The organism is Arthrobacter sp. ES3-54, assembly GCF_029504395.1.
In the GTDB taxonomy this organism is placed as follows: domain Bacteria; phylum Actinomycetota; class Actinomycetes; order Actinomycetales; family Micrococcaceae; genus Arthrobacter.
The window spans coordinates 80,053-98,650 of sequence record NZ_JAQFIF010000005.1 but is presented as its reverse complement, the minus strand read 5'-3'; the positions used below and the strand labels follow the sequence as shown (position 1 = coordinate 98,650).

The window sequence follows — 18,598 nt, the reverse complement described above, 5'->3', positions numbered from 1 at the left end:
GTACCCCTCTGGCAGAGTTTTGCTATGGAAGCCATGGGTGAGTTCATCCCGGATCAGGCCTTGTGGTCCGTCCCGGTGGTGGACTCCCTGCCGCCCCAGCGTCATGGCCCGGCGGAACCAGGTCCATTATTTCTGTCGTACCCCTCTGGCAGAGTTTAGCTATGGAAGCCATGGGTGAGTTCATCCCGGATCAGGTCTCGTGGGCCGGCCCGGTGGTGGACTCCCTGCCGCCCCGGCTCGCCTGGCTGGCTGCCGCTGCCGGCGCGGTTGATGCAGCGGGCGATGCCCTGAACGGCACGGTGACCGGCCCAGGGCAAGGCACAATCACAGACCCCGCGGCCCTTGCCGCCGGCGACGCGTTGGACTCGGCCCTGACTCTGCTGCGCTCCTTAGGCCCGGCGGCGTGCGCTGAGGCTGACCGGTTTGGCCTGCTGGAGGCCGCGGACTTCGCCGACCGCGTCGAGGACGTGTCCCGCGCAGTCGAATACCTGCAGCTCGTTGCCGCCGGCGCCGTGGACCGGACCCGCAAACAATCTTCCGGGACCCGGCCTGTCGCCGCGGGCCAGGGCCCGGGGACGGTGGCGCCCACGGGCTGGCTCACCGGCTGGACCCAGGAACCCGACACCGGATCCGACGCCGGTTCCGACGCCTGTTCCGACGCCGGTTCCGACGCCTGGACAGGCGCCACGACGGGATCCAGCGGTGGTGGTGGCTTGGCCGGGCAGGGTGCCCTGTCCGCCGCGGCGGACGACGGCTGCCGGAACGCCACCGAGTTCCTGCGGGCCCGGCTGCGGATCAGCGCCGCCGAAGCCCGGCGCCGGCTCACGCTGGCCGCGGAGCTGCTGCCCCGCACCGGTGCCGGCGGCCACATCGAGCCGCCGGTGCGGGAAGAGCTCGCCGCTGCCGTCGCGTCCGGCACCGTCGCCTCCCGCGCCGCGACCGTCATCACGCTTGCCCTGGACCGGGTCCGGCACATCTGCCGCCCCGAGGCCACGGCCACGATGGAACACGCCCTGACCCGGACGGCGATCGATAACGACGCCGACTTCCTGGCCCGGATCGCCCGGCGATGGACGGACGCCCTGGACCAGGACGGCGCCGAACCCTCCGAAGAACTGCTGCGCCGGATCCAGGGCGCGTTCATCCGCAAACCCCGGCACGGCCTGCACCACCTGGAAATCTTCGCCACCCCCGACCAGTTCGAACAGCTGATCACGGTCATGAACACCGCCACCAACCCCCGCACCGGACCAGATACCGGAGAGGGTACGGGTTCGGAGCCGGATACCGGAGAGCGCAGGGGGGCGGGTGCCAACGCCGCCACGGACCCGGACGCCGGCCCGGGAGCTGAGGGGGATGCCGGTACGCGAGCGGCCGAGGTCTCGGCTGCGGCCGCCATGAGCGCCGGTGTGGGCGCCGACGCCGGTGCAGCTGCCTTCGACCAGCGCTCCCGGCCGCAGCGGCTGCTCGACGGCCTGGTCGGCGCCTGCAAAGCCGCCCTCGCCACCGGCGGACTGCCCGCGGCAGGCGGACTCCGGCCCCAGGTAATGGCCACCATCGACTACCGCGATCTCCTCACCCGGCTCGACGGCGCCGAACCCCGCCACGAGGGCACCGGATCGCTGACGTTCACCGGCCCCATCACCGTCTCCACCGTGCGCAAACTCGCCTGCGACGCCGACATCATCCCGGTCCTGCTCGGCGGCGAGGGGCGGGTCTTGGACATCGGCCGCGCCTCCCGGGTCTTCCCGCCGCATATCCGCAAGGCCCTCACGGCCCGGGACCAGGGCTGCGCCTTTCCGCAATGCACCATCCCCGCGCCCTGGTGCGAGGCCCACCACATCACTTACTGGTCCCTCGGCGGGACCACTGGGACAGACAACGGGACCCTGCTCTGCTCACACCACCACCACCTGATCCACAAGGAACAATGGACCGTCCAGATGCGGGCCGGCGTCCCCTGGTTCATCCCGCCGCCGCACATCGATCCCGCCCGGACGCCCCGCAGGAACAGCTACTTCCGCCTCGAGTGACCCTGCGCCGCGTCCGACCGTTACGCCTCGCCTGCCTCAGCGTCTCGACTAACCATGCGCTGTGTCGGCCCTCCGCCTCAGCTAACCCGTGTCGCGTCTATCCCTCCGACTCAACTAACCCCGTGTCGCGTCCGACCCTTCCGACTCGTCTGCCTCAGCGTCCCTACTAACCATGGGTTGCGTCGGACCCTCCGCCTCAGCATCGCGTAACCCCGCATCGCGACTCCCTCCGACTCGGCTACTTGAGCGCAGGGGTCGTTTCGAGCGGGGACGTTTCGAACGGGAGCGACGTGCCGGGGTCGAAGGGAACGGCACCCTGCGCCGGCGTCATCGTGAACCAGTAGCCGTTCTGCTTGGTGGCATAGATCAACATCCGCCTGCTCCCGTCGAGCGGATCGCCTTCCGGATAGGACACCCCTCCGGTGCACGTCACCGGCATCGCAGCGATGCGGAGCGGCCCCGGCTCCGGATCGCCCTTCAGAACGTCCTCAACGTCCACGACATGGATGTGTGCCGTGTAACCGTAGATTCTGGTCTCCGAATCGGTGCCCGCCGGTGTCCCGATGACCACCAGGGTTGCCTGCCGAAACTGGTCCTGGACGGTCTTAAAACGGATCCAGTCGACGCAGACTTCGGCGGTCGAACCGGGTATCAGGCCGCACCCGGCAATCAGCGCGCAGAGGATCGAACCTACCCCCGCGAGCTGCACCGGCCTCCGCATCTTCAGAACCTAGCGGCTCGGAGCGTGAACAGTCCACAGCGGGGCCGGACGCCCATGCCATGCCGAACCTCATGGCCTCCGCCGGGCAGGAGCCAACGGCCGGGGCCAGCCGGGCCGAGTGCCTCTGAACCACGGAGACCTGTGCACGCATAGCGCAAAGACTAGGCTGGAGACATGGCTGGAGACATGGACCATCGCCGTCTGCTGCTGCGGGTAGTGAAGTCGATTCACACCACTGCCTGGTTCACGATCGAGGCCTGCATGGCCTACGTCCTGTACACCGGAGTCAGGGGCCGCACCGACCGGAAGACGGGCGTTGCCGCTGTCGTGGTTGCGGGTGAAACCCTGATCTTTGCCGCCAATGGCTTCCACTGCCCGCTGACCGCTGTCGCCCAGGACCTCGGCGACAGCAACGGCTCCGTCACGGACATCTACCTGCCGCGATGGTTCGCAAGAAGGCTGCCCGCAATCCACGTCCCGCTTATCCTTGCCGCTGTGCTGCTGCACTGGCGGAACTGGCGGAGTCGCGCGGTCCGGGACAGCCAGCGGAGGCTACTGCTCGGGAGATAGCCAGCAGTTCCCATCGTCCGGTACCAACCCAGGGGCGAATCGCCTACTTCCTCCCGAACAGACCGCCAAGGATATCGCCAAGGCCGCCGAGGCCACCTTGTCCCTCTTGTTCCCCCGGGCCTCCCTGTCCCGCGGCGCCGCCTTGGCCACCGACCATTCCACCGAGGATCCCGCCTAGTACGCCGCCGAGGTCCATTCCGCCGCCCTGACCGGAATCGGCCGGAGCGCCGGCTTCGGTCTGGGAACCAGTCCCCGCCTGGTTTCCGCCGAGAAATTTCTTCGCCAGATAAGACATAACGATCGGCGCCAGGATGGGCAGCAGTTTCCGGACCAGGTCGCTTCCGGCGCCGCCCAGTTGTCCCGTCCCGGCGAGCTGGCTGGCCACCTGATCCTGCTGGCCGCCAAAGACGTGATTGACGATCTTCTCGCCGTCGGCCGTGTCCACCTGACCGACGTCCACGCCGCCGTCGATCAGTCCATCCTGGTGCTGGCCCAGGGCCGACTCGAGTGACGCAGCACCGTCCGGGGCCTGCGCATTATTATGCATACCGGCGAGGAGTGTGGGCACGGCGGCTTCCACCGCGGCGCGGGCTGTGGGTTCGTCGGTGCCTAGCATGCCGGCAATCTGGTCCATCGGGATCTGGCCGACGATGTCTTGGAGCTCAGTCATGTCGTACTCCTTCAGCCTCGCGCGGCGGCGGGCATCGCGGGAAACGGCGTCTGCATGGACGCCGCCGAACTAGTGCCTTTGAATCGTAGTCCTGCGGATCAGGCCGTGGAAGGCCCGCTGCGGGACCCGAGAACCGTCCGGGAGCGGCCCGGAATGCGGGTAATCTTAGAGAGTTCCGGAGCCGGCACGGTCGCTCCGGAGGAGTTCATGGCAGGCAGCAAAAGGCGAGGTTGATGGTCCACATCTGGAACGATCTGTCCGAAGTCCCGGCGGACTTTGGTCCTTCGGTGGTCACGTTCGGCAATTTCGACGGCGTGCACCGCGGCCACCAGCAGGTGCTGTCGCAACTGATCCGCACCGCCCGATTGAACCGCGCCCGCGCCGTCGCGATCACCTTCGATCCGCACCCCGCGCAAGTGCACCGTCCCGAGTCGGCTCCCGAGCTGATCATGGGGCTGGAGGACAAGCTCGTAGCCCTGGGCGAGCTCGGCCTCGATGCCGTGCTGGTGATGAAGTACTCGATGGAGCTCGCCAGCCTGACCCCTGAAGAATTTGTCGCCACCGTCCTGGTGGACGGCCTGAAGGCGAGCCACGTGGTGATCGGCCACGACGCCCGGTTCGGCCGCGGCAATTCCGGGGACCTCTCCACCATGCAGGAACTGGGGCGGAAGCTCGGTTTCAAGGTGCTGGTCATAAGCGAGTTCGGCTCCGAAGGTTTCCCCATCCACGACGACGACGGGACGGACCGCCGCTGCTCGTCCACCTGGGTGCGCGAGGCCCTGCGCGCTGGCGACGTCGCCACCGCCGCTGCGGTGCTCGGCAGGCCGCACCGGATGCGCGGCGAGGTGGTGCACGGTGCCGCACGCGGCCGCGACCTCGGCTTCCCCACGGCAAACCTCGCCTCGACCGCCAGCGGCTACATTCCCGCGGACGGGATCTACGCCGGCTGGCTTGTGGACCAGGAGGGCACCCGCTGGCCCGCCGCTATCTCCGTGGGCTCCAACCCCACGTTCGACGGCGTGAGCCGTCAGGTCGAGGCCCACGTGATCGACCGCCCGGAAGAGTCCGCCGATGACTTCGATCTGTACGACCAGACAGTTGTGGTGGAATTTGTCTCCAGGCTCCGCGGCATGGTGGCGTACCGTGGGGCGGAGGCTTTGGTGGACCAGATGCGCCTGGACGTCGTCCAGGCCCATGACATCCTGTTCGCCCGCTGAGAACCGGGCCGGACCGGCGTCAGCCGCCGCGCTGACGGCGTTCTGACTCACTGGAGCCGCGCGCTGATTCGCAGCCACGCGGCAAGGAAGGCAAGAGAGACGTGACCATCGAGAAGAACACGAGGGAACTGGACCAGGACATCGTCCGGGACTTCAGCGCGCGCATGAGCTACGCGTCCTACCTGCAGTTGCCCACCCTGCTCAGCGCCCAGCAGCCGGTCAGCACTCCGGAACACCACGACGAGATGCTGTTCATCATCCAGCACCAGACCACAGAGCTGTGGCTGAAGCTGGTACTGCATGAGCTTCGCAGCGCCGCCGCCTGGCTGCGTTCGGACGACCTGGGCTCCGCCCTGAAGGCGATCGCCCGCGTCAAGCACATCCAGAAGACGCTCACCGAGCAATGGTCCGTACTGGCCACCCTGACACCTACCGAGTACTCCCAGTTCCGCGGCTTCCTCGGCAACTCGTCCGGATTCCAGTCCAGCCAGTACCGTGCGGTCGAGTTCCTCCTCGGCAACAAGAACGCCAAGATGCTACCGGTGTTCGAATCGGACCCCGAGGCCCACGAGATGCTGCGCGAACTGCTCGAGGCCCCCAGCATCTATGACGATTTCCTCGCGTACCTCAAGCGCCAGGGCTTTGATGTCCCGGCCGCCCTGCTGGAGCGCGACGTCACCAAGGCCCACGAGTTCTGCCCGGAGCTGGTCCCGGTGTTCAAGTACATCTACGAGAACGCCGCCGACAACTGGGGCGCCTACGAGGCCTGCGAGGAACTCGTGGACCTTGAGGACAATTTCCAGCTGTGGCGTTTCCGCCACCTGCGCACCGTCCAACGCACCATCGGCATGAAATCCGGAACTGGCGGATCCAGCGGTGCCGCGTTCCTGCAGAAGGCGCTCGAGCTGACCTTCTTCCCTGAGCTCTTCGCCGTGCGGACGGAGATCGGCCAGTGAGCATCCCCGCCGGCACCGACGCAACGGACACCCTGTGGCGGCGCGCCCTAGATCTCGACGCCGCCGATCCGCTGGCTGGCTACCGTGACCACTTCGTCGGCACGGACACGGATCTGTCCTACCTTGACGGCAACTCCCTGGGCCGGCCACTCAAACGGACCGTCACCGACATCAGCAGCTTCATCCAGGACAGCTGGGGCGGCCGACTGATCCGGGGCTGGGACGAGGAATGGCTCGAACTGCCCCAAGCCATCGGCGACCAGCTCGGCCGCTCGGTGCTCGGCGCGGCGCCCGGGCAGACCATCATTGCCGATTCCACCACCGTGGTGCTCTACAAGCTCATCCGCGCCGCCCTGGCAGCCGTCACGGATCCGGCACGGACGGAAATCGTCCTGGACACGGACAATTTCCCCACTGACCGCTACCTGGTGGAGGGCATCGCCCGCGAAGAGGGACTGACCCTGCGCTGGATCGACGCCGATCCCGCCTCCGGTGTCACCGTTGAGCAGGTGCGTGCCGCCACGGGCCCGGCCACCGCCGTTGTGGTCCTGAGCCAGATCGCCTACCGCTCGGGCTTCCTCGCGGACCTGCCGGCCATCACCGCGGCAGTCCACGACGCCGGCGCCCTGGTGGTGTGGGACCTGTGCCACTCCGCCGGATCGGTGGAGATCTCATTGGACGACGCCGACGTCGACTTCGCGGCGGGCTGCACGTACAAGTACCTGAACGGGGGACCGGGCTCGCCCGCGTTCGCCTACGTCAACAACCGGCATCTGGCCGGACTGCAGCAGCCGATCTGGGGCTGGATGGGACGAAAGGACGCGTTCGAAATGGGTCCCGGCTACGAGGCCGCTCCCGGCATCCGGGGCTTCCTCAGCGGCACCCCGGCCATCTTCGGGATGCTCGCCATGCGCGGCACCCTGGACCTGATCGAGGAAGTCGGGATGGCCGCCCTCCGGGAGAAGTCACAGCAGCTCACAGCCTTTGCACTCGAACTCTTCGACGCCTGGCTGGCACCGGCCGGCGTGCAGCTGTCCACCCCGCGTGACCCGGCACTGCGCGGCAGCCACATGACGGTGGACCACCCTGCCTTCCGTGAAATGACGGCCGCCTTGTGGGATCAGGATGTGATTCCCGATTTCCGCGCTCCGCAGGGCATCAGGATCGGGCTGTCGCCGCTGAGCACGTCTTTTGCGGAGCTCTACCGGGGCGTCGCCGCCATCCGCGAACTGCTTTCGGGCCAGGAAAGCGGAACACCGCACCCACCGGAGGTAACCAGCGAGGTAGGCGGCGAGGCAACCGGCGCGGTAACCGGCGAGGCGGCCGGCGTGGCTGGCGGTTTCGACAAGACCGCGGACGTGCCACTAAACTAAACGTTGGATCCGGCTGCAGTCCGTGGCGGCTGGCTCCTGTTGTGTACGGGAAACCCGGCTTCGGCGGGGGATTCCGGGACGGCACCCCCGGCAGTGCATTACTGATTCGGGCCTCACGGCACATCTCTAGGAGTTATTGTGGCACTTGAAGCCGCTGTAAAGCAGTCCATCATCAAGGATTTCGCAACGTCCGAGGGCGACACCGGTTCGCCGGAGGTCCAGGTTGCAGTCCTGACTCAGCGGATCAAGGATCTCACTGAGCACATGAAGGAGCACAAGCACGATTACCACACCCAGCGCGGTCTGCTGGCCATGGTTGGTCGTCGCAAGCGCATGCTCACCTACCTCAAGAACACTGACATCACCCGCTACCGTAAGCTCATCGAGCGCCTCGGCCTGCGTCGCTAGTCAGCTTTAAGGGGCGGCCCCTTCCGGACCGGAAAGGGCCGCCTTCTTCAGGAAAAAACTAAACAGGAGGATCAACCGCATCACGCATTCGCGGTCCTCGGTAGTGATCCCCGGGAACGGCCTCAAGGAATGAGGCCCGGCCCGTGGGTCTCGATCGATGACCGGGTGCAGTGCAGGCCAGTAGACAGATGCTGGACTGGGTTGATGCGGCTGGGCTCCGTGAACCATGAAACGGAGGTGACTCTCTATGGAGGGTCCCGAAATCCAGTTCTCAGAAGCAGTCATTGACAATGGCCGCTTCGGCAAGCGTGTAATCCGCTTTGAAACCGGCCGCCTTGCCAAGCAGGCAGCCGGCGCAGCGATGGTCTACATCGATGAAGAGACCGCGCTGCTGTCCGCAACCACCGCCGGCAAGCACCCGCGTGAAGGATTCGACTTCTTCCCGCTGACCGTCGACGTCGAAGAGCGTATGTACGCCGCCGGCCGCATCCCGGGCTCGTTCTTCCGCCGTGAAGGCCGTCCCTCCACGGAAGCCATCCTGGCCTGCCGTCTCATGGACCGCCCGCTGCGCCCCGCGTTCGTCAAGGGCCTGCGCAACGAGGTCCAGATCGTCGTCACCGTGCTGTCCATCAACCCGGACGAGCTCTACGACGTCGTCGCTATCAACGCGTCCTCGATGTCCACCCAGCTTTCGGGCCTGCCCTTCTCCGGCCCGATCGGTGGCGTCCGCGTTGCCCTCGTCGCTGACGAGAACGGCTCGCAGTGGGTTGCGTTCCCGAAGCACTCCCAGCTCGAGAACGCTGTCTTCAACATGGTCGTCGCCGGCCGCATCGCCGGTGACGACGTCGCCATCATGATGGTTGAAGCCGAAGCCACCGACAACTCCTGGAACCTCATCAAGGAACAGGGCGCCACCGCCCCGACCGAAGAGGTTGTCTCCGAAGGCCTCGAGGCTGCCAAGCCGTTCATCAAGGCCCTTTGCGAAGCTCAGTCCGACCTGGCAGCCCGCGCCGCCAAGCCGACCGTCGAGTTCCCGGTCTTCCTGGACTACCAGGACGACGTCTACGCCGCTGTGGAGTCCGCTGCCGCCGAGAAGCTGGCCGCTGTCTTCCAGATCGCCGACAAGCAGGAACGCGACACCGCATCGGATTCGCTCAAGGACGAGGTCACCTCTTCACTGGCAGGCCAGTTCGAAGGCCGCGAGAAGGAGCTATCCGCAGCTTTCCGCTCCGTTACCAAGCAGGTTGTGCGCCAGCGCATCCTCAAGGACCAGATCCGCATCGACGGCCGTGGCCTGACGGACATCCGCCAGCTCACCGCCGAGGTTGAGGTTCTGCCCCGCGTCCACGGCTCGGCCATCTTCGAACGCGGCGAGACCCAGATCATGGGTGTCACCACGTTGAACATGCTCAAGATGGAACAGCAGATCGACTCGCTGTCTCCCGTGACGCGCAAGCGCTACATGCACAACTACAACTTCCCGCCGTACTCCACCGGCGAGACCGGCCGCGTCGGTTCCCCGAAGCGCCGCGAAATCGGCCACGGTGCCCTCGCAGAGCGCGCCATCATGCCGGTGCTGCCCTCCCGCGAGGAATTCCCCTACGCCATCCGCCAGGTGTCTGAGGCTCTCAGCTCCAACGGTTCGACGTCGATGGGTTCCGTCTGCGCCTCCACGCTGTCCCTGCTCAACGCAGGCGTGCCGCTGAAGGCTGCCGTTGCCGGTATCGCCATGGGCCTGGTCTCTGACCAGGTCGACGGCCAGACCCGCTACGCCGCCCTGACCGATATCCTCGGTGCCGAAGATGCCTTCGGCGACATGGACTTCAAGGTTGCCGGTACCTCCGAGTTCGTCACGGCCATCCAGCTGGACACGAAGCTCGACGGCATCCCGGCCTCGGTCCTGGCCGCCGCCCTGAAGCAGGCCCGCGAAGCGCGCCTGCACATCCTGGACGTCCTGAACTCCGCGATCGACACCCCGGATGAGCTCTCCGAGTTCGCGCCGCGCGTCATCGCGGTCAAGATCCCGGTAGACAAGATCGGCGAGGTCATCGGCCCGAAGGGCAAGATGATCAACCAGATCCAGGAAGACACCGGAGCCGACATCTCGATCGAGGACGACGGAACTGTCTACATCGGCGCCACCAACGGCCCGTCTGCCGACGCAGCACGGTCCGCGATCAACGCCATCGCCAACCCGCAGATCCCGGAAATCGGCGAGCGCTACCTGGGCACGGTCGTCAAGACCACCACCTTCGGCGCCTTCGTTTCCCTGACCCCGGGCAAGGACGGCCTCCTGCACATCTCCGAGCTGCGCAAGATCGCCGGCGGCAAGCGCGTTGACAACGTCGAGGACGTCGTCGCCGTGGGCCAGAAGATCCAGGTGGAAATCACCAAGATCGATGACCGCGGAAAGCTTTCCCTGTCGCCCGTTGTGGCTGACGAGGCAGGCTCCGAGCACGCTGACGACGCCGAGGTCTCCGCGGACGCCGCAGAGTAGTCTCTCCTGAGTCAGACAGCGGGGCCGGTGGATCATCCACCGGCCCCGCTGCTGTTAAAGGTAGGATTGCAGGCAGATTTGGCACGTGTTCAATGAAAGGCCTTGATGACTGTCGTCCCCCTGCCACTAGAGCAGAACCAGCACGCTGACACCCTGATCCACGGAGCCGACGGCGGCTCGGAAGTGCGACGTTCGGTCCTGCCCGGCGGTGTCCGCGTGCTGACCGAAGCGATGCCCGGCCAGCGCTCTGCCACGATCGGTTTCTGGGTCGGGGTCGGCTCCCGCGACGAAGCCCCCGGCCAGCACGGCTCCACGCACTTTTTGGAGCATCTGCTCTTCAAGGGCACCAAGCGCCGCACCGCGCTGGAGATCGCTTCGGCCTTCGACGAGGTCGGCGGGGAATCGAACGCCGCCACCGCGAAGGAGAGCACCTGCTACTTCGCCCGCGTGCTGGACTCGGACCTTCCCATGGCGATCGACGTCATCGCGGACATGATCACCGGCGCCGTCCTGGACCCGCAGGAGATGGAGCAGGAGCGGGACGTCATCCTCGAGGAAATCGCCATGGACAGCGACGACCCCACCGACGTCGCGCACGAGAACTTCGTCGCCGCCGTGCTGGGAACGCACCCGCTGGGCCGCCCCATCGGCGGCACCCCAGCAGCGATCCGGGCCGTGGCGCGCGACTCCGTGTGGGACCACTACCGCCGCTACTACCGTCCCGACGAGCTCGTAGTCACCGCGGCCGGCGGGCTGGACCACGACGTCGTCTGCGGGCTCGTGGTGGATGCCCTGCACTCTGCCGGCTGGAACCTTGAGCCCGCCGCCGCGCCCGTGCAGCGCCGCTCCACCGAACGTGCGGCCATCACCGGCACAGCCGGCCTGCATGTGGTCAAGCGGCCGGTGGAACAGGCCAACATCATCATGGGTTGCCCCTCACTGGTCGCCACGGACGACCGCCGCTTTGTCATGAGCGTGCTCAACGCCGTCCTCGGCGGTGGCATGTCCTCCCGTCTCTTCCAGGAGGTCCGGGAAAAGCGCGGTCTCGTCTACTCGACCTACTCCTTCGCCTCCTCCTACGCCGACGCCGGCTATTTCGGCATGTACGCCGGTTGCACGCCGTCGAAGGTGCGGCAGGTCGTAGACCTGCTCGGCGCCGAACTGGACAAGCTGGCAGCGGACGGCATCTCCGACGAGGAGCTCCGCAAGGCCGTGGGCCAGCTGTGCGGCGGAATCGTGCTGGCGCTTGAGGACACCGGTTCCCGGATGTCCCGGCTGGGCCGCGCGGAACTGGTGTCCGGCGAGTACCAGGACATCGATGAAACCCTCCGCCAGATCAAGGCCGTCACAGCGTCGGAGGTCCAGAAGCTCGCCCGCGAGCTCGCGGCAGCCCCGCGGACCGTCACCGTGGTCGGGCCGTTCGAGGAAACCGAGACGTTTGGGCTGTAGGTAGTTCGCGGGCCAATTTCTGCATTGGCCAATTTCTGCCCAGAGGACCGTGCGGAGGCCGTGCGCAGGCCGTGCCGGGCTGGGCACGGCCGGCTGGCGTGCGGCCGGTCTTTACACCGCAGTAGGCACGGCGTCATGATGGTGGCGGGGTCACTCGGGAGGAACTCCACATGGGAGAAACTGTGCACCGGCCACTGCAAGGGAGCGCATGCGAGGCGCTTGAGGCCTTCCTGGGCCATTGGACGGGGACCACGCACTGGGAGTCAACCGCGTGGGGTCCGGCGCGCAGCGCGGACACCGAGATCATCTTTTCCCCGGCGGCCGCCGGGCGTGCCGTCACCCAGAGCTATCGGCATACGGATGCGGATGGGACCCGCTCCGAAGGCCATGGTGTCTTCACGACGGACCCCGACCACCCGGAGACCCTCTGGTACCACGTCAACAGCCTGGGACTGCCGCCCGAGGCACCGGCGCGCGCCAGTATGGAAGGCGACACCTTGACCGTGGAACGGCGCAGCGACCGCGGCACCGCACGGCACACCTTCCGGGTGGACGACGGCGAACTGACGCACGCTGCCAGTCTCCGTCTGGGCCCGGCGAGCGACTTCACCACCCTCATGACCACCGTGTGCCGGCGGGTAGCCGAGGGCGCTGCCGTACCGGCGTGAGGTTTCAGGAGGCCGCCTGCAGGATCCGGGTCTTCGGAGTTCCTTCAAGGGCGGGGGCGGCCTCGGCGGAGTTCCAGACCTTCGCCTGAAGATTGGCTAACAGGGCCTCCGCCTGCTCGCGCTGCTCGAAATCCAACTCAACAACCACAGAGTGCGGGTCGTCCACGGGTTGGTTGATGCGGTAGGCGGTGACGCCCGACGCCGCGCGGTTCACCGGATCACGGTCGAACGCCGCCTTCCACGTGGCGAAATCCTTGATCCTGTGCTCGATCTGCAACGTGAACATGCTGACCTCCTCGTAGATGTTTGTTGCCCGCCGCGGCGGATATTCCACACTTTAGGACCGGTCAGGCAAACGCGATACCCCAGAATTCCTGGGCCCGACATACCGGCTTCACGCCGCCGGCCATGCTCGGGTTATCCGCCGGCGAACGGCGGCAGGACGTCCACGACGTCAGTCGGCTTGAGCGCCGCGGCGTGGTCACGCACGGCAACTTCGTTGAGCAGGAAGCTGGAGCGGGACAGGATGCGGGCCAGCGGCGGCGTCCCGGCCGGCGGTTCGGGGCGCTCGACCGCGAGGATCGCCTCGAGCAGGGAGGCGAGGGTGTCGCCGTCGGCGAGGTCGTAGCGTTCCTCATCCACGCCGGCGGCAGCGCGCGCTGCAGCGAAGTAGCGTACGTTCACGAAAAAATCAGCCTCCGATGGCGCTCATGCTGCGGTCCGGCTGGACGAAGTCGGGGGCGTCGAGCCCCACATGGTCCATGCCGTGGGCCTTGGGCTTGATCCACATCGCATCCTGCCAGCGTTCGGCGAGCTGTTCGTCGCTTGCGCCCTCGCGCAGCAGCCCCAGCAGGTCCACTTCCTCGCGGGAGAACAGGCAGCTCATGATCTTGCCCTCGGCGGTGATGCGCGTCCGGCGGCAGTCGGAGCAGAACGGCTCCGTGACGGAGGCGATGATGCCCACGGTGCCGAGCACGGGGCCGGTGGCCCGGTCGGTGCCGGAAACCCGCGCCCGGACCTCGAACCGTTCTGCCGGGGCGCCGTCGCGGTCCCGCGGGTCGGAACTGAGCACGTAGTCGGCGGAGAGCAGTTCGCGGATCTCCGCGGCGGTGATCATGTTCCGTCGGGTCCAGCCGTGGTCAGCGTCCAGCGGCATCTGCTCGATGAAGCGCAGTTCATAGCCGCGGCCCAGCGCCCAGGCCAGCAGGGCCGGGGACTCGGTGTCGTTGATCCCGCGCATGAGCACAGCGTTGAGCTTGACCGGGCCCAGGCCTGCAGCCCAGGCGGCGTCGACGCCGGCGAGGACCTTGTTCAGGAAGGGGCGGCGGGTCAGCTGGGTGAAGGTCTCCTCGTGCAGGGAATCCAGCGAGACGTTGATCCTGGTGAGTCCGGCGGCCTTGAGCCCGGCGGCCTTCTTGTCCAGGCCCACGCCGTTGGTGGTCATCGAGATCGGCAACCCGGGGTGGGCCGTGCGGAGCGCGGCGATGATCTCCAGCAGGTCCGCGCGCACCAGCGGTTCGCCGCCGGTCAGCCGCAATTCACGCACGCCGAGCATATCGACGCCGATCCGCACGATCCGGACGATTTCCTCCGCGGACATGACCGCCTGTTTGGACAACCACTCCAGGCCCTCGGCCGGCATGCAATAGGTGCAGCGCAGATTGCACTTGTCCGTCAGTGAGAGCCGCATGTCCGTGGCACGGCGGCCGTAGCGATCCACGAGCCCGGCAGGCAGGCCTTCCGGGCGCCCGGACAGTGCGGGCGCATGAGGCATCCCGGTTCCGGGACTGCCTGCCACGCGGGGCTGGGGCATACCCAGTTGAACTGTCATAGTGTCAGGCTACGCCACCTCGCGGCCCACGTCACAGCCGCATGACGGCACGGATATTACGTGTTCGGGAAGGATGTCCTGCCGGGATCCGGAGCCCTGCCCGCGGCGCGGCCGCGAACCTATGCTGGAAGCGTGAACAACACCCAGCCGGCCCCGGACGCTACGGAACACCGGCGCATCCTCCTCGTCGAAGACGAGCCGACCATCGCCGGTGTGGTCCGCGACTACCTCGTCCAGGCGGGATTCCAGGTGGTCATCGCCACCGATGGGTTCACGGCCCTGCGCCTCGCAGCCGTTCGCCGCCCGGACCTGGTGCTGCTGGACCGGATGCTGCCGGGCCTGGACGGCGTGGAAGTCTGCCGCCGGCTCCGTGCGGCACACAGTGTCCCGGTCATCATGCTCACGGCCCTGGGGACGGAGGACGACCGCATCCTTGGACTGGAAGCCGGGGCGGACGACTACGTCACCAAGCCATTCTCGCCTCGTGAGCTGGTACTTCGGGTCCGGTCGGTCCTGCGCCGGAGCGTTCCCGAATTCAGCCCGGAGCCCTCCGTCGAAGTGGGCGGCTTCGACCTCAGCCCGGCCGCGCGCACCGTCTCCCGCCATGGCAGGCCCTTGGCACTGACTGCCCGGGAATTTGACCTGCTGGCCTTCATGCTCCGCCGCCCGCGGCAGGTCTTCAGCCGCGAAGAACTCATGAAGGCCGTCTGGGGCTGGGACTACGGGGACCTGTCTACAGTGACGGTCCACGTGCGCAGGCTGCGGGAGAAGATCGAGGACGACCCCACCCGCCCCTCCGTGCTGAAAACGGTCTGGGGCGTGGGCTACCGGCTGGACCCCAGCGACCAGGAAGAGTCCGCCGGTGCAGACCTCTGAACTCCTGACCATCATCGGCTGGGCCGTGGCGTGGGGAGCCGTGATCGGGGCCGCGTCGCTGCTCATCCTGAAATCGCTGCGTAGGGCATCGTTCGCGGTCCAGATCTGCGTGGTGGTGCTCGCCGCCGTGGCGGTCCTGACGGCTGGAATGGTCAGCGCCTTCAACGCCATGTTTATCTCGGCACGGGACCTCGAGGTCATGTGGTACGTCCTGGCCGTGGCCTCGGCGGTGGCTGTTTCGATAGCCCTCGTGCTCGGATCGAGGGTCTCGCGGAACGCCAAGGCGCTGGCCGACGCCGCCCGGAGCATCGGCCGCGGCGAGAGTCCTGGGATCCAGTCCCCGGTGATGAGCCACGAACTTGCCGCCCTCGCCGCCGAGCTCGAATCCAGCAGCCGCATGCTGGAGGCATCCCGGCAGCGTGAGGCCGCCGTCGAGAACGCCCGCCGCGAACTGGTCAGCTGGATCTCGCACGATCTCCGGACGCCGCTGGCCAGCATGCGGGCCATGACCGAGGCCCTGGAGGACGGCATGGCGGCGGACATTCCCGGCTATTACCGCAAGATTATCGCCCAGACCGACCTCATGGCCGGCATGGTCAACGACCTCCTGGAGCTGTCGAAGATCCACGCCGGAACCATGCGGCTCAAGGCCGAACCGTTGGACCTGTACGACCTCGCCAGCGATGCCATTGCCGATCTCGCCGCGCTGGCGCAGCAGCACGGCATTACGCTCGACGGCGGTGGCCGGCGGGAAAGCCTGGCCCTCGCCGACGGCCCGTCGATGGGGCGCGCCATCCGGAATGTGGTGCTCAACGCGATCGTCCACAGCGCACCCGGTTCCCGCGTCACCGTGGAAGTCGGCCGGGAAGGGGACCGGGCCGTCGTCGCGGTCACCGACGGCTGCGGCGGGATCCCAGAGGCAGATCTCCCGCACGTGTTCGAGACCGGCTGGCAGAAGGACCGGGCCCGGAGACGGCCCGGCCGTTGGGCCGCCGGGGACGACGGTGCCGGGATGGACGGTGCCGGGACGGACGCTGCTGGGGCGGACGGGGCTGGGATGGACGGTGCCGGGATGGACGGTGCCGGGACGGACGCCGGAGTCCCGAACGACGGCGGCCTGGTGCCCGGGCCAGCTGAGGGGGCAGGCACCATGCGCTACAGCGGCGCCGGCCTTGGCCTGAGCATTGTCGCCGGAATAGTCAGTGCCCATCAGGGCACCGTCACCGTGGAAAACGTCGACGGCGGCTGCCGGTTCTCGCTGCTGCTTCCTGGCCAGGGACCTGCCGGTGAGGCATCACCTGCAGACGCGCCAGACGCAGGAGTGGCAGCTGCAGGGGGAGCAACTGCAGAGCGAGCAAGGGACCGGATTGCGCGCGACGCGGCGGACGAACAACTCCGGGCGGGGCGGGCACAGTGAGCAGCGGCGTTGGCTTTGACGGGCAGGGGAAGGACATGGACGAGACACTCGCGGGCAAGGACCACGAACAAGGGGGCACGCTGGGGCAGCGAGGCTGGGTCCAACAACAGCCCACCCGGCAACAGCCCATCCAACAACCGCCCACCCAGCAACTGCGCACGCGGCAACGGCGGTCGCGGGACCTGTGGGCCGCCGCGGCCGGTCTGGTGGCCGTGGGGACCGCCGTAGTGCTCGGTGAGCTAACGGCCAGCCTGGTGAGCCCCACGGTTTCTCCGGTGACGGCCGTGGGCGGGGCCGTGATCGACACCGTCCCGCCCGGCGTCAAAGAGTGGGTTATCTCGCTGTTCGGCACGGCAGACAAGGTGGCCCTCCTGGTCGGCATGGCGCTGGTCATCGCCGCACTCGCAGCCCTGGCAGGCGTCCTCGAAGTGCGGCGCCGCTTCGCCGGCGTGATTCTCATCGCGGTGTTCGGCGCGGTAGGCCTCATGGCCGTGCTGAGCCGGGCCGACCTGACCGCCAACGCCATCCCCGTCCCGGTGCTCGTAGCACTGGTGGGAATCGCGCTGTTGCGCTGGCTCATCCGGAAACTGTTGGAGTGGCAGCCTGTGGCGGACGACGTGCCGGCGCCGGAGACCGCCCAATCGGATGCCCCCGCCGCACCCCAGCGTGCCGTGTCAGAAGCCCCAGACGCTCCACAGCCTGCCGTGTCAGAAGCCCCAGCCGCTGCGCTGCCTGCCCAGTCGGAAGCCACCACCGCACCGCAGCCTGCCGTACCGGAAGCCCCCGCGGCCGCGCAGCCTGCTCACGCTACAGCCAATGAAAGCGGCACCGCCCGGCGCCGCTTCCTGCTGGCCCTTGGCGGGACCGCCGCCGTTGCCGCCGTTGCCGGTGTGCTCGCCTCCACGCTCAGGGGAGCAGCCGCCGTCGTCAGTGACGTGCGCAGCAAGCTGGTCCTCCCGAGGCCGTCCGCTCCCGCGCCGCGCATACCGGCGGGAGCCGAGATCCAGCTGGCCGGCCTGACCCCGCTCGTGACGGCGAACAGGGAGTTCTACCGGATCGACACGGCCCTGCGGGTCCCACTGGTGGATCCGGCGGAATGGACCCTGAAGGTCACGGGCCTGGTGGAACGCGAGATCGAGCTCGACTTTTCCACCCTCCTGGCCAAGCCCCTGACGGAACGCCACGTGACCATCGCCTGTGTCTCCAACGAGGTGGGCGGGGACCTGATCGGCAACGCCCGCTGGCTCGGCTGGCCCGTGCGCGAACTGCTCGCCATGGCCGGACCTAAGGCCGGGGCAGACATGGTGCTCTCCCGCAGCACGGACGGCTGGACGGCCGGGACGCCGCTCGAGGCCCTCACGGACAGCCGCGACGCCCTGCTGGTGGTGGGAATGAACGGGGAACCGCTCCCGCTGGAACACGGGTTCCCCGTCCGGCTGATCGTGCCCGGGCTGTACGGCTACGTCTCGGCCACGAAATGGGTCACCGAGCTGAAGGTGACCCGTTACGCGGACGACGTCGCCTACTGGACGCCGCGCGGCTGGAGCGAGCGCGGGCCCATCAAGACCTCGTCCCGCATTGACGTGCCGCGCGACGGCAGCAGCGTGACGGCAGGGACCGTGGTGTTCGGCGGCGTCGCGTGGGACCAGCACACGGGCATCGGCAAGGTGGAGCTGCGCGTTAACCGCGGCGATTGGCACCAGGCCGAGCTGGCCCCGGGCATCTCCCAGGACACGTGGTACCAGTGGAAGCTGGCGTTGCCCCTGACGCCGGGACAGTACGAGGTCCAGGTCCGGGCGACGGCCCTGGACGGTGTGCCGCAGGTCGAGGAGTCCACCCCGGTCGAGCCCAACGGAGCCACCGGTTTCCACACGGTTAGAGTTGACGTGAAGTCCTAGCGAGCCGAGCAAAG

The 18,598-nt window shown here is 67.6% G+C and carries 17 protein-coding genes; 12 read left to right on the top strand and 5 right to left on the bottom strand.

All coding sequences use genetic code 11. The features are described 5' to 3' along the window. The first annotated feature begins 161 nt into the window (after positions 1-161). The gene (locus tag M2428_RS11165) at positions 162-2,033 is read left to right on the top strand and encodes an HNH endonuclease signature motif containing protein (RefSeq protein WP_277526031.1); all 1,872 of its coding nucleotides are present in this window, start codon (positions 162-164) and stop codon (positions 2,031-2,033) included. 238 nt (positions 2,034-2,271) lie between these two features. Here M2428_RS11165 and M2428_RS11160 read toward each other — a convergent pair whose 3' ends face one another. Continuing rightward, on the bottom strand, positions 2,272-2,754 hold the full coding sequence (locus tag M2428_RS11160; protein ID WP_277526030.1) for a hypothetical protein: 483 nt from the start codon (positions 2,752-2,754) through the stop codon (positions 2,272-2,274). Between the two features lie 174 nt (positions 2,755-2,928). Here M2428_RS11160 and M2428_RS11155 point away from each other — a divergent pair, with 174 nt between their 5' ends. Beyond that, a complete protein-coding gene (locus M2428_RS11155) occupies positions 2,929-3,324 on the top strand; it encodes a hypothetical protein (protein WP_277526029.1) in 396 nt (131 codons plus the stop codon). A 43-nt stretch (positions 3,325-3,367) separates the two neighbouring features. On the opposite strand, the gene M2428_RS11150 is transcribed toward M2428_RS11155, so the two are convergent. Then, positions 3,368-3,994 (bottom strand): DUF937 domain-containing protein, encoded by a 627-nt coding sequence (locus tag M2428_RS11150; RefSeq protein WP_277526028.1) that lies wholly within the window; start codon positions 3,992-3,994, stop codon positions 3,368-3,370. Between the two features lie 233 nt (positions 3,995-4,227). Here M2428_RS11150 and M2428_RS11145 point away from each other — a divergent pair, with 233 nt between their 5' ends. The 7 genes from M2428_RS11145 to M2428_RS11115 all read left to right on the top strand — a co-directional run bounded on the left by M2428_RS11145 (position 4,228) and on the right by M2428_RS11115 (position 12,562). Further along, positions 4,228-5,211, top strand: a complete 984-nt coding sequence (locus M2428_RS11145) for a bifunctional riboflavin kinase/FAD synthetase (RefSeq protein ID WP_277526027.1) — start codon at positions 4,228-4,230, stop codon at positions 5,209-5,211. A 101-nt stretch (positions 5,212-5,312) separates the two neighbouring features. Continuing rightward, positions 5,313-6,167 (top strand): tryptophan 2,3-dioxygenase, encoded by an 855-nt coding sequence (kynA, locus tag M2428_RS11140; protein ID WP_277526026.1) that lies wholly within the window; start codon positions 5,313-5,315, stop codon positions 6,165-6,167. Beyond that, positions 6,164-7,540, top strand: coding sequence for a kynureninase (gene kynU / locus M2428_RS11135; protein ID WP_277526025.1), 1,377 nt, complete (start codon positions 6,164-6,166; stop codon positions 7,538-7,540). The genes kynA and kynU overlap by 4 nt, the downstream gene beginning before the upstream one ends. Before the next feature lie 138 nt (positions 7,541-7,678). Beyond that, entirely contained in the window at positions 7,679-7,948 is a 270-nt protein-coding gene (rpsO, locus tag M2428_RS11130; RefSeq protein WP_018774485.1) for a 30S ribosomal protein S15, read from the top strand. Positions 7,949-8,195: 247 nt separating this feature from the next. Next, on the top strand, positions 8,196-10,445 hold the full coding sequence (locus M2428_RS11125) for a polyribonucleotide nucleotidyltransferase (RefSeq protein ID WP_277526024.1): 2,250 nt from the start codon (positions 8,196-8,198) through the stop codon (positions 10,443-10,445). Positions 10,446-10,550: 105 nt separating this feature from the next. Beyond that, on the top strand, positions 10,551-11,894 hold the full coding sequence (locus M2428_RS11120; RefSeq protein ID WP_277526023.1) for a pitrilysin family protein: 1,344 nt from the start codon (positions 10,551-10,553) through the stop codon (positions 11,892-11,894). Positions 11,895-12,064: 170 nt separating this feature from the next. Continuing rightward, positions 12,065-12,562 carry a DUF1579 domain-containing protein gene (locus tag M2428_RS11115; RefSeq protein ID WP_277526022.1) on the top strand — a complete coding sequence of 166 codons (498 nt, stop codon included), beginning with the start codon at positions 12,065-12,067 and terminating at the stop codon, positions 12,560-12,562. Positions 12,563-12,566: 4 nt separating this feature from the next. On the opposite strand, the gene M2428_RS11110 is transcribed toward M2428_RS11115, so the two are convergent. From M2428_RS11110 to moaA, 3 genes are all read right to left on the bottom strand, one after another. Then, positions 12,567-12,848: a hypothetical protein gene (locus M2428_RS11110; protein ID WP_277526021.1), complete on the bottom strand. Its 282-nt coding sequence runs from the start codon at positions 12,846-12,848 to the stop codon at positions 12,567-12,569. A gap of 131 nt (positions 12,849-12,979) precedes the next feature. Next, positions 12,980-13,246, bottom strand: coding sequence for a MoaD/ThiS family protein (locus M2428_RS11105; protein ID WP_277526020.1), 267 nt, complete (start codon positions 13,244-13,246; stop codon positions 12,980-12,982). Between the two features lie 7 nt (positions 13,247-13,253). Next, positions 13,254-14,393 carry a GTP 3',8-cyclase MoaA gene (gene moaA / locus M2428_RS11100; protein ID WP_277526019.1) on the bottom strand — a complete coding sequence of 380 codons (1,140 nt, stop codon included), beginning with the start codon at positions 14,391-14,393 and terminating at the stop codon, positions 13,254-13,256. Between the two features lie 132 nt (positions 14,394-14,525). Here moaA and M2428_RS11095 point away from each other — a divergent pair, with 132 nt between their 5' ends. Genes M2428_RS11095 through M2428_RS11085 form a run of 3 tightly spaced genes read left to right on the top strand, consistent with a single transcriptional unit; the run spans position 14,526 to position 18,584 of the window. Beyond that, positions 14,526-15,269 carry a response regulator transcription factor gene (locus tag M2428_RS11095; protein WP_277526018.1) on the top strand — a complete coding sequence of 248 codons (744 nt, stop codon included), beginning with the start codon at positions 14,526-14,528 and terminating at the stop codon, positions 15,267-15,269. After that, positions 15,256-16,686 carry a HAMP domain-containing sensor histidine kinase gene (locus M2428_RS11090; protein ID WP_277526017.1) on the top strand — a complete coding sequence of 477 codons (1,431 nt, stop codon included), beginning with the start codon at positions 15,256-15,258 and terminating at the stop codon, positions 16,684-16,686. Before M2428_RS11095 ends, M2428_RS11090 begins: the two co-directional genes overlap by 14 nt. A 35-nt stretch (positions 16,687-16,721) precedes the next feature. Beyond that, positions 16,722-18,584 (top strand): molybdopterin-dependent oxidoreductase, encoded by a 1,863-nt coding sequence (locus M2428_RS11085; protein ID WP_277526016.1) that lies wholly within the window; start codon positions 16,722-16,724, stop codon positions 18,582-18,584. The last annotated feature ends 14 nt before the right edge of the window (positions 18,585-18,598 follow it).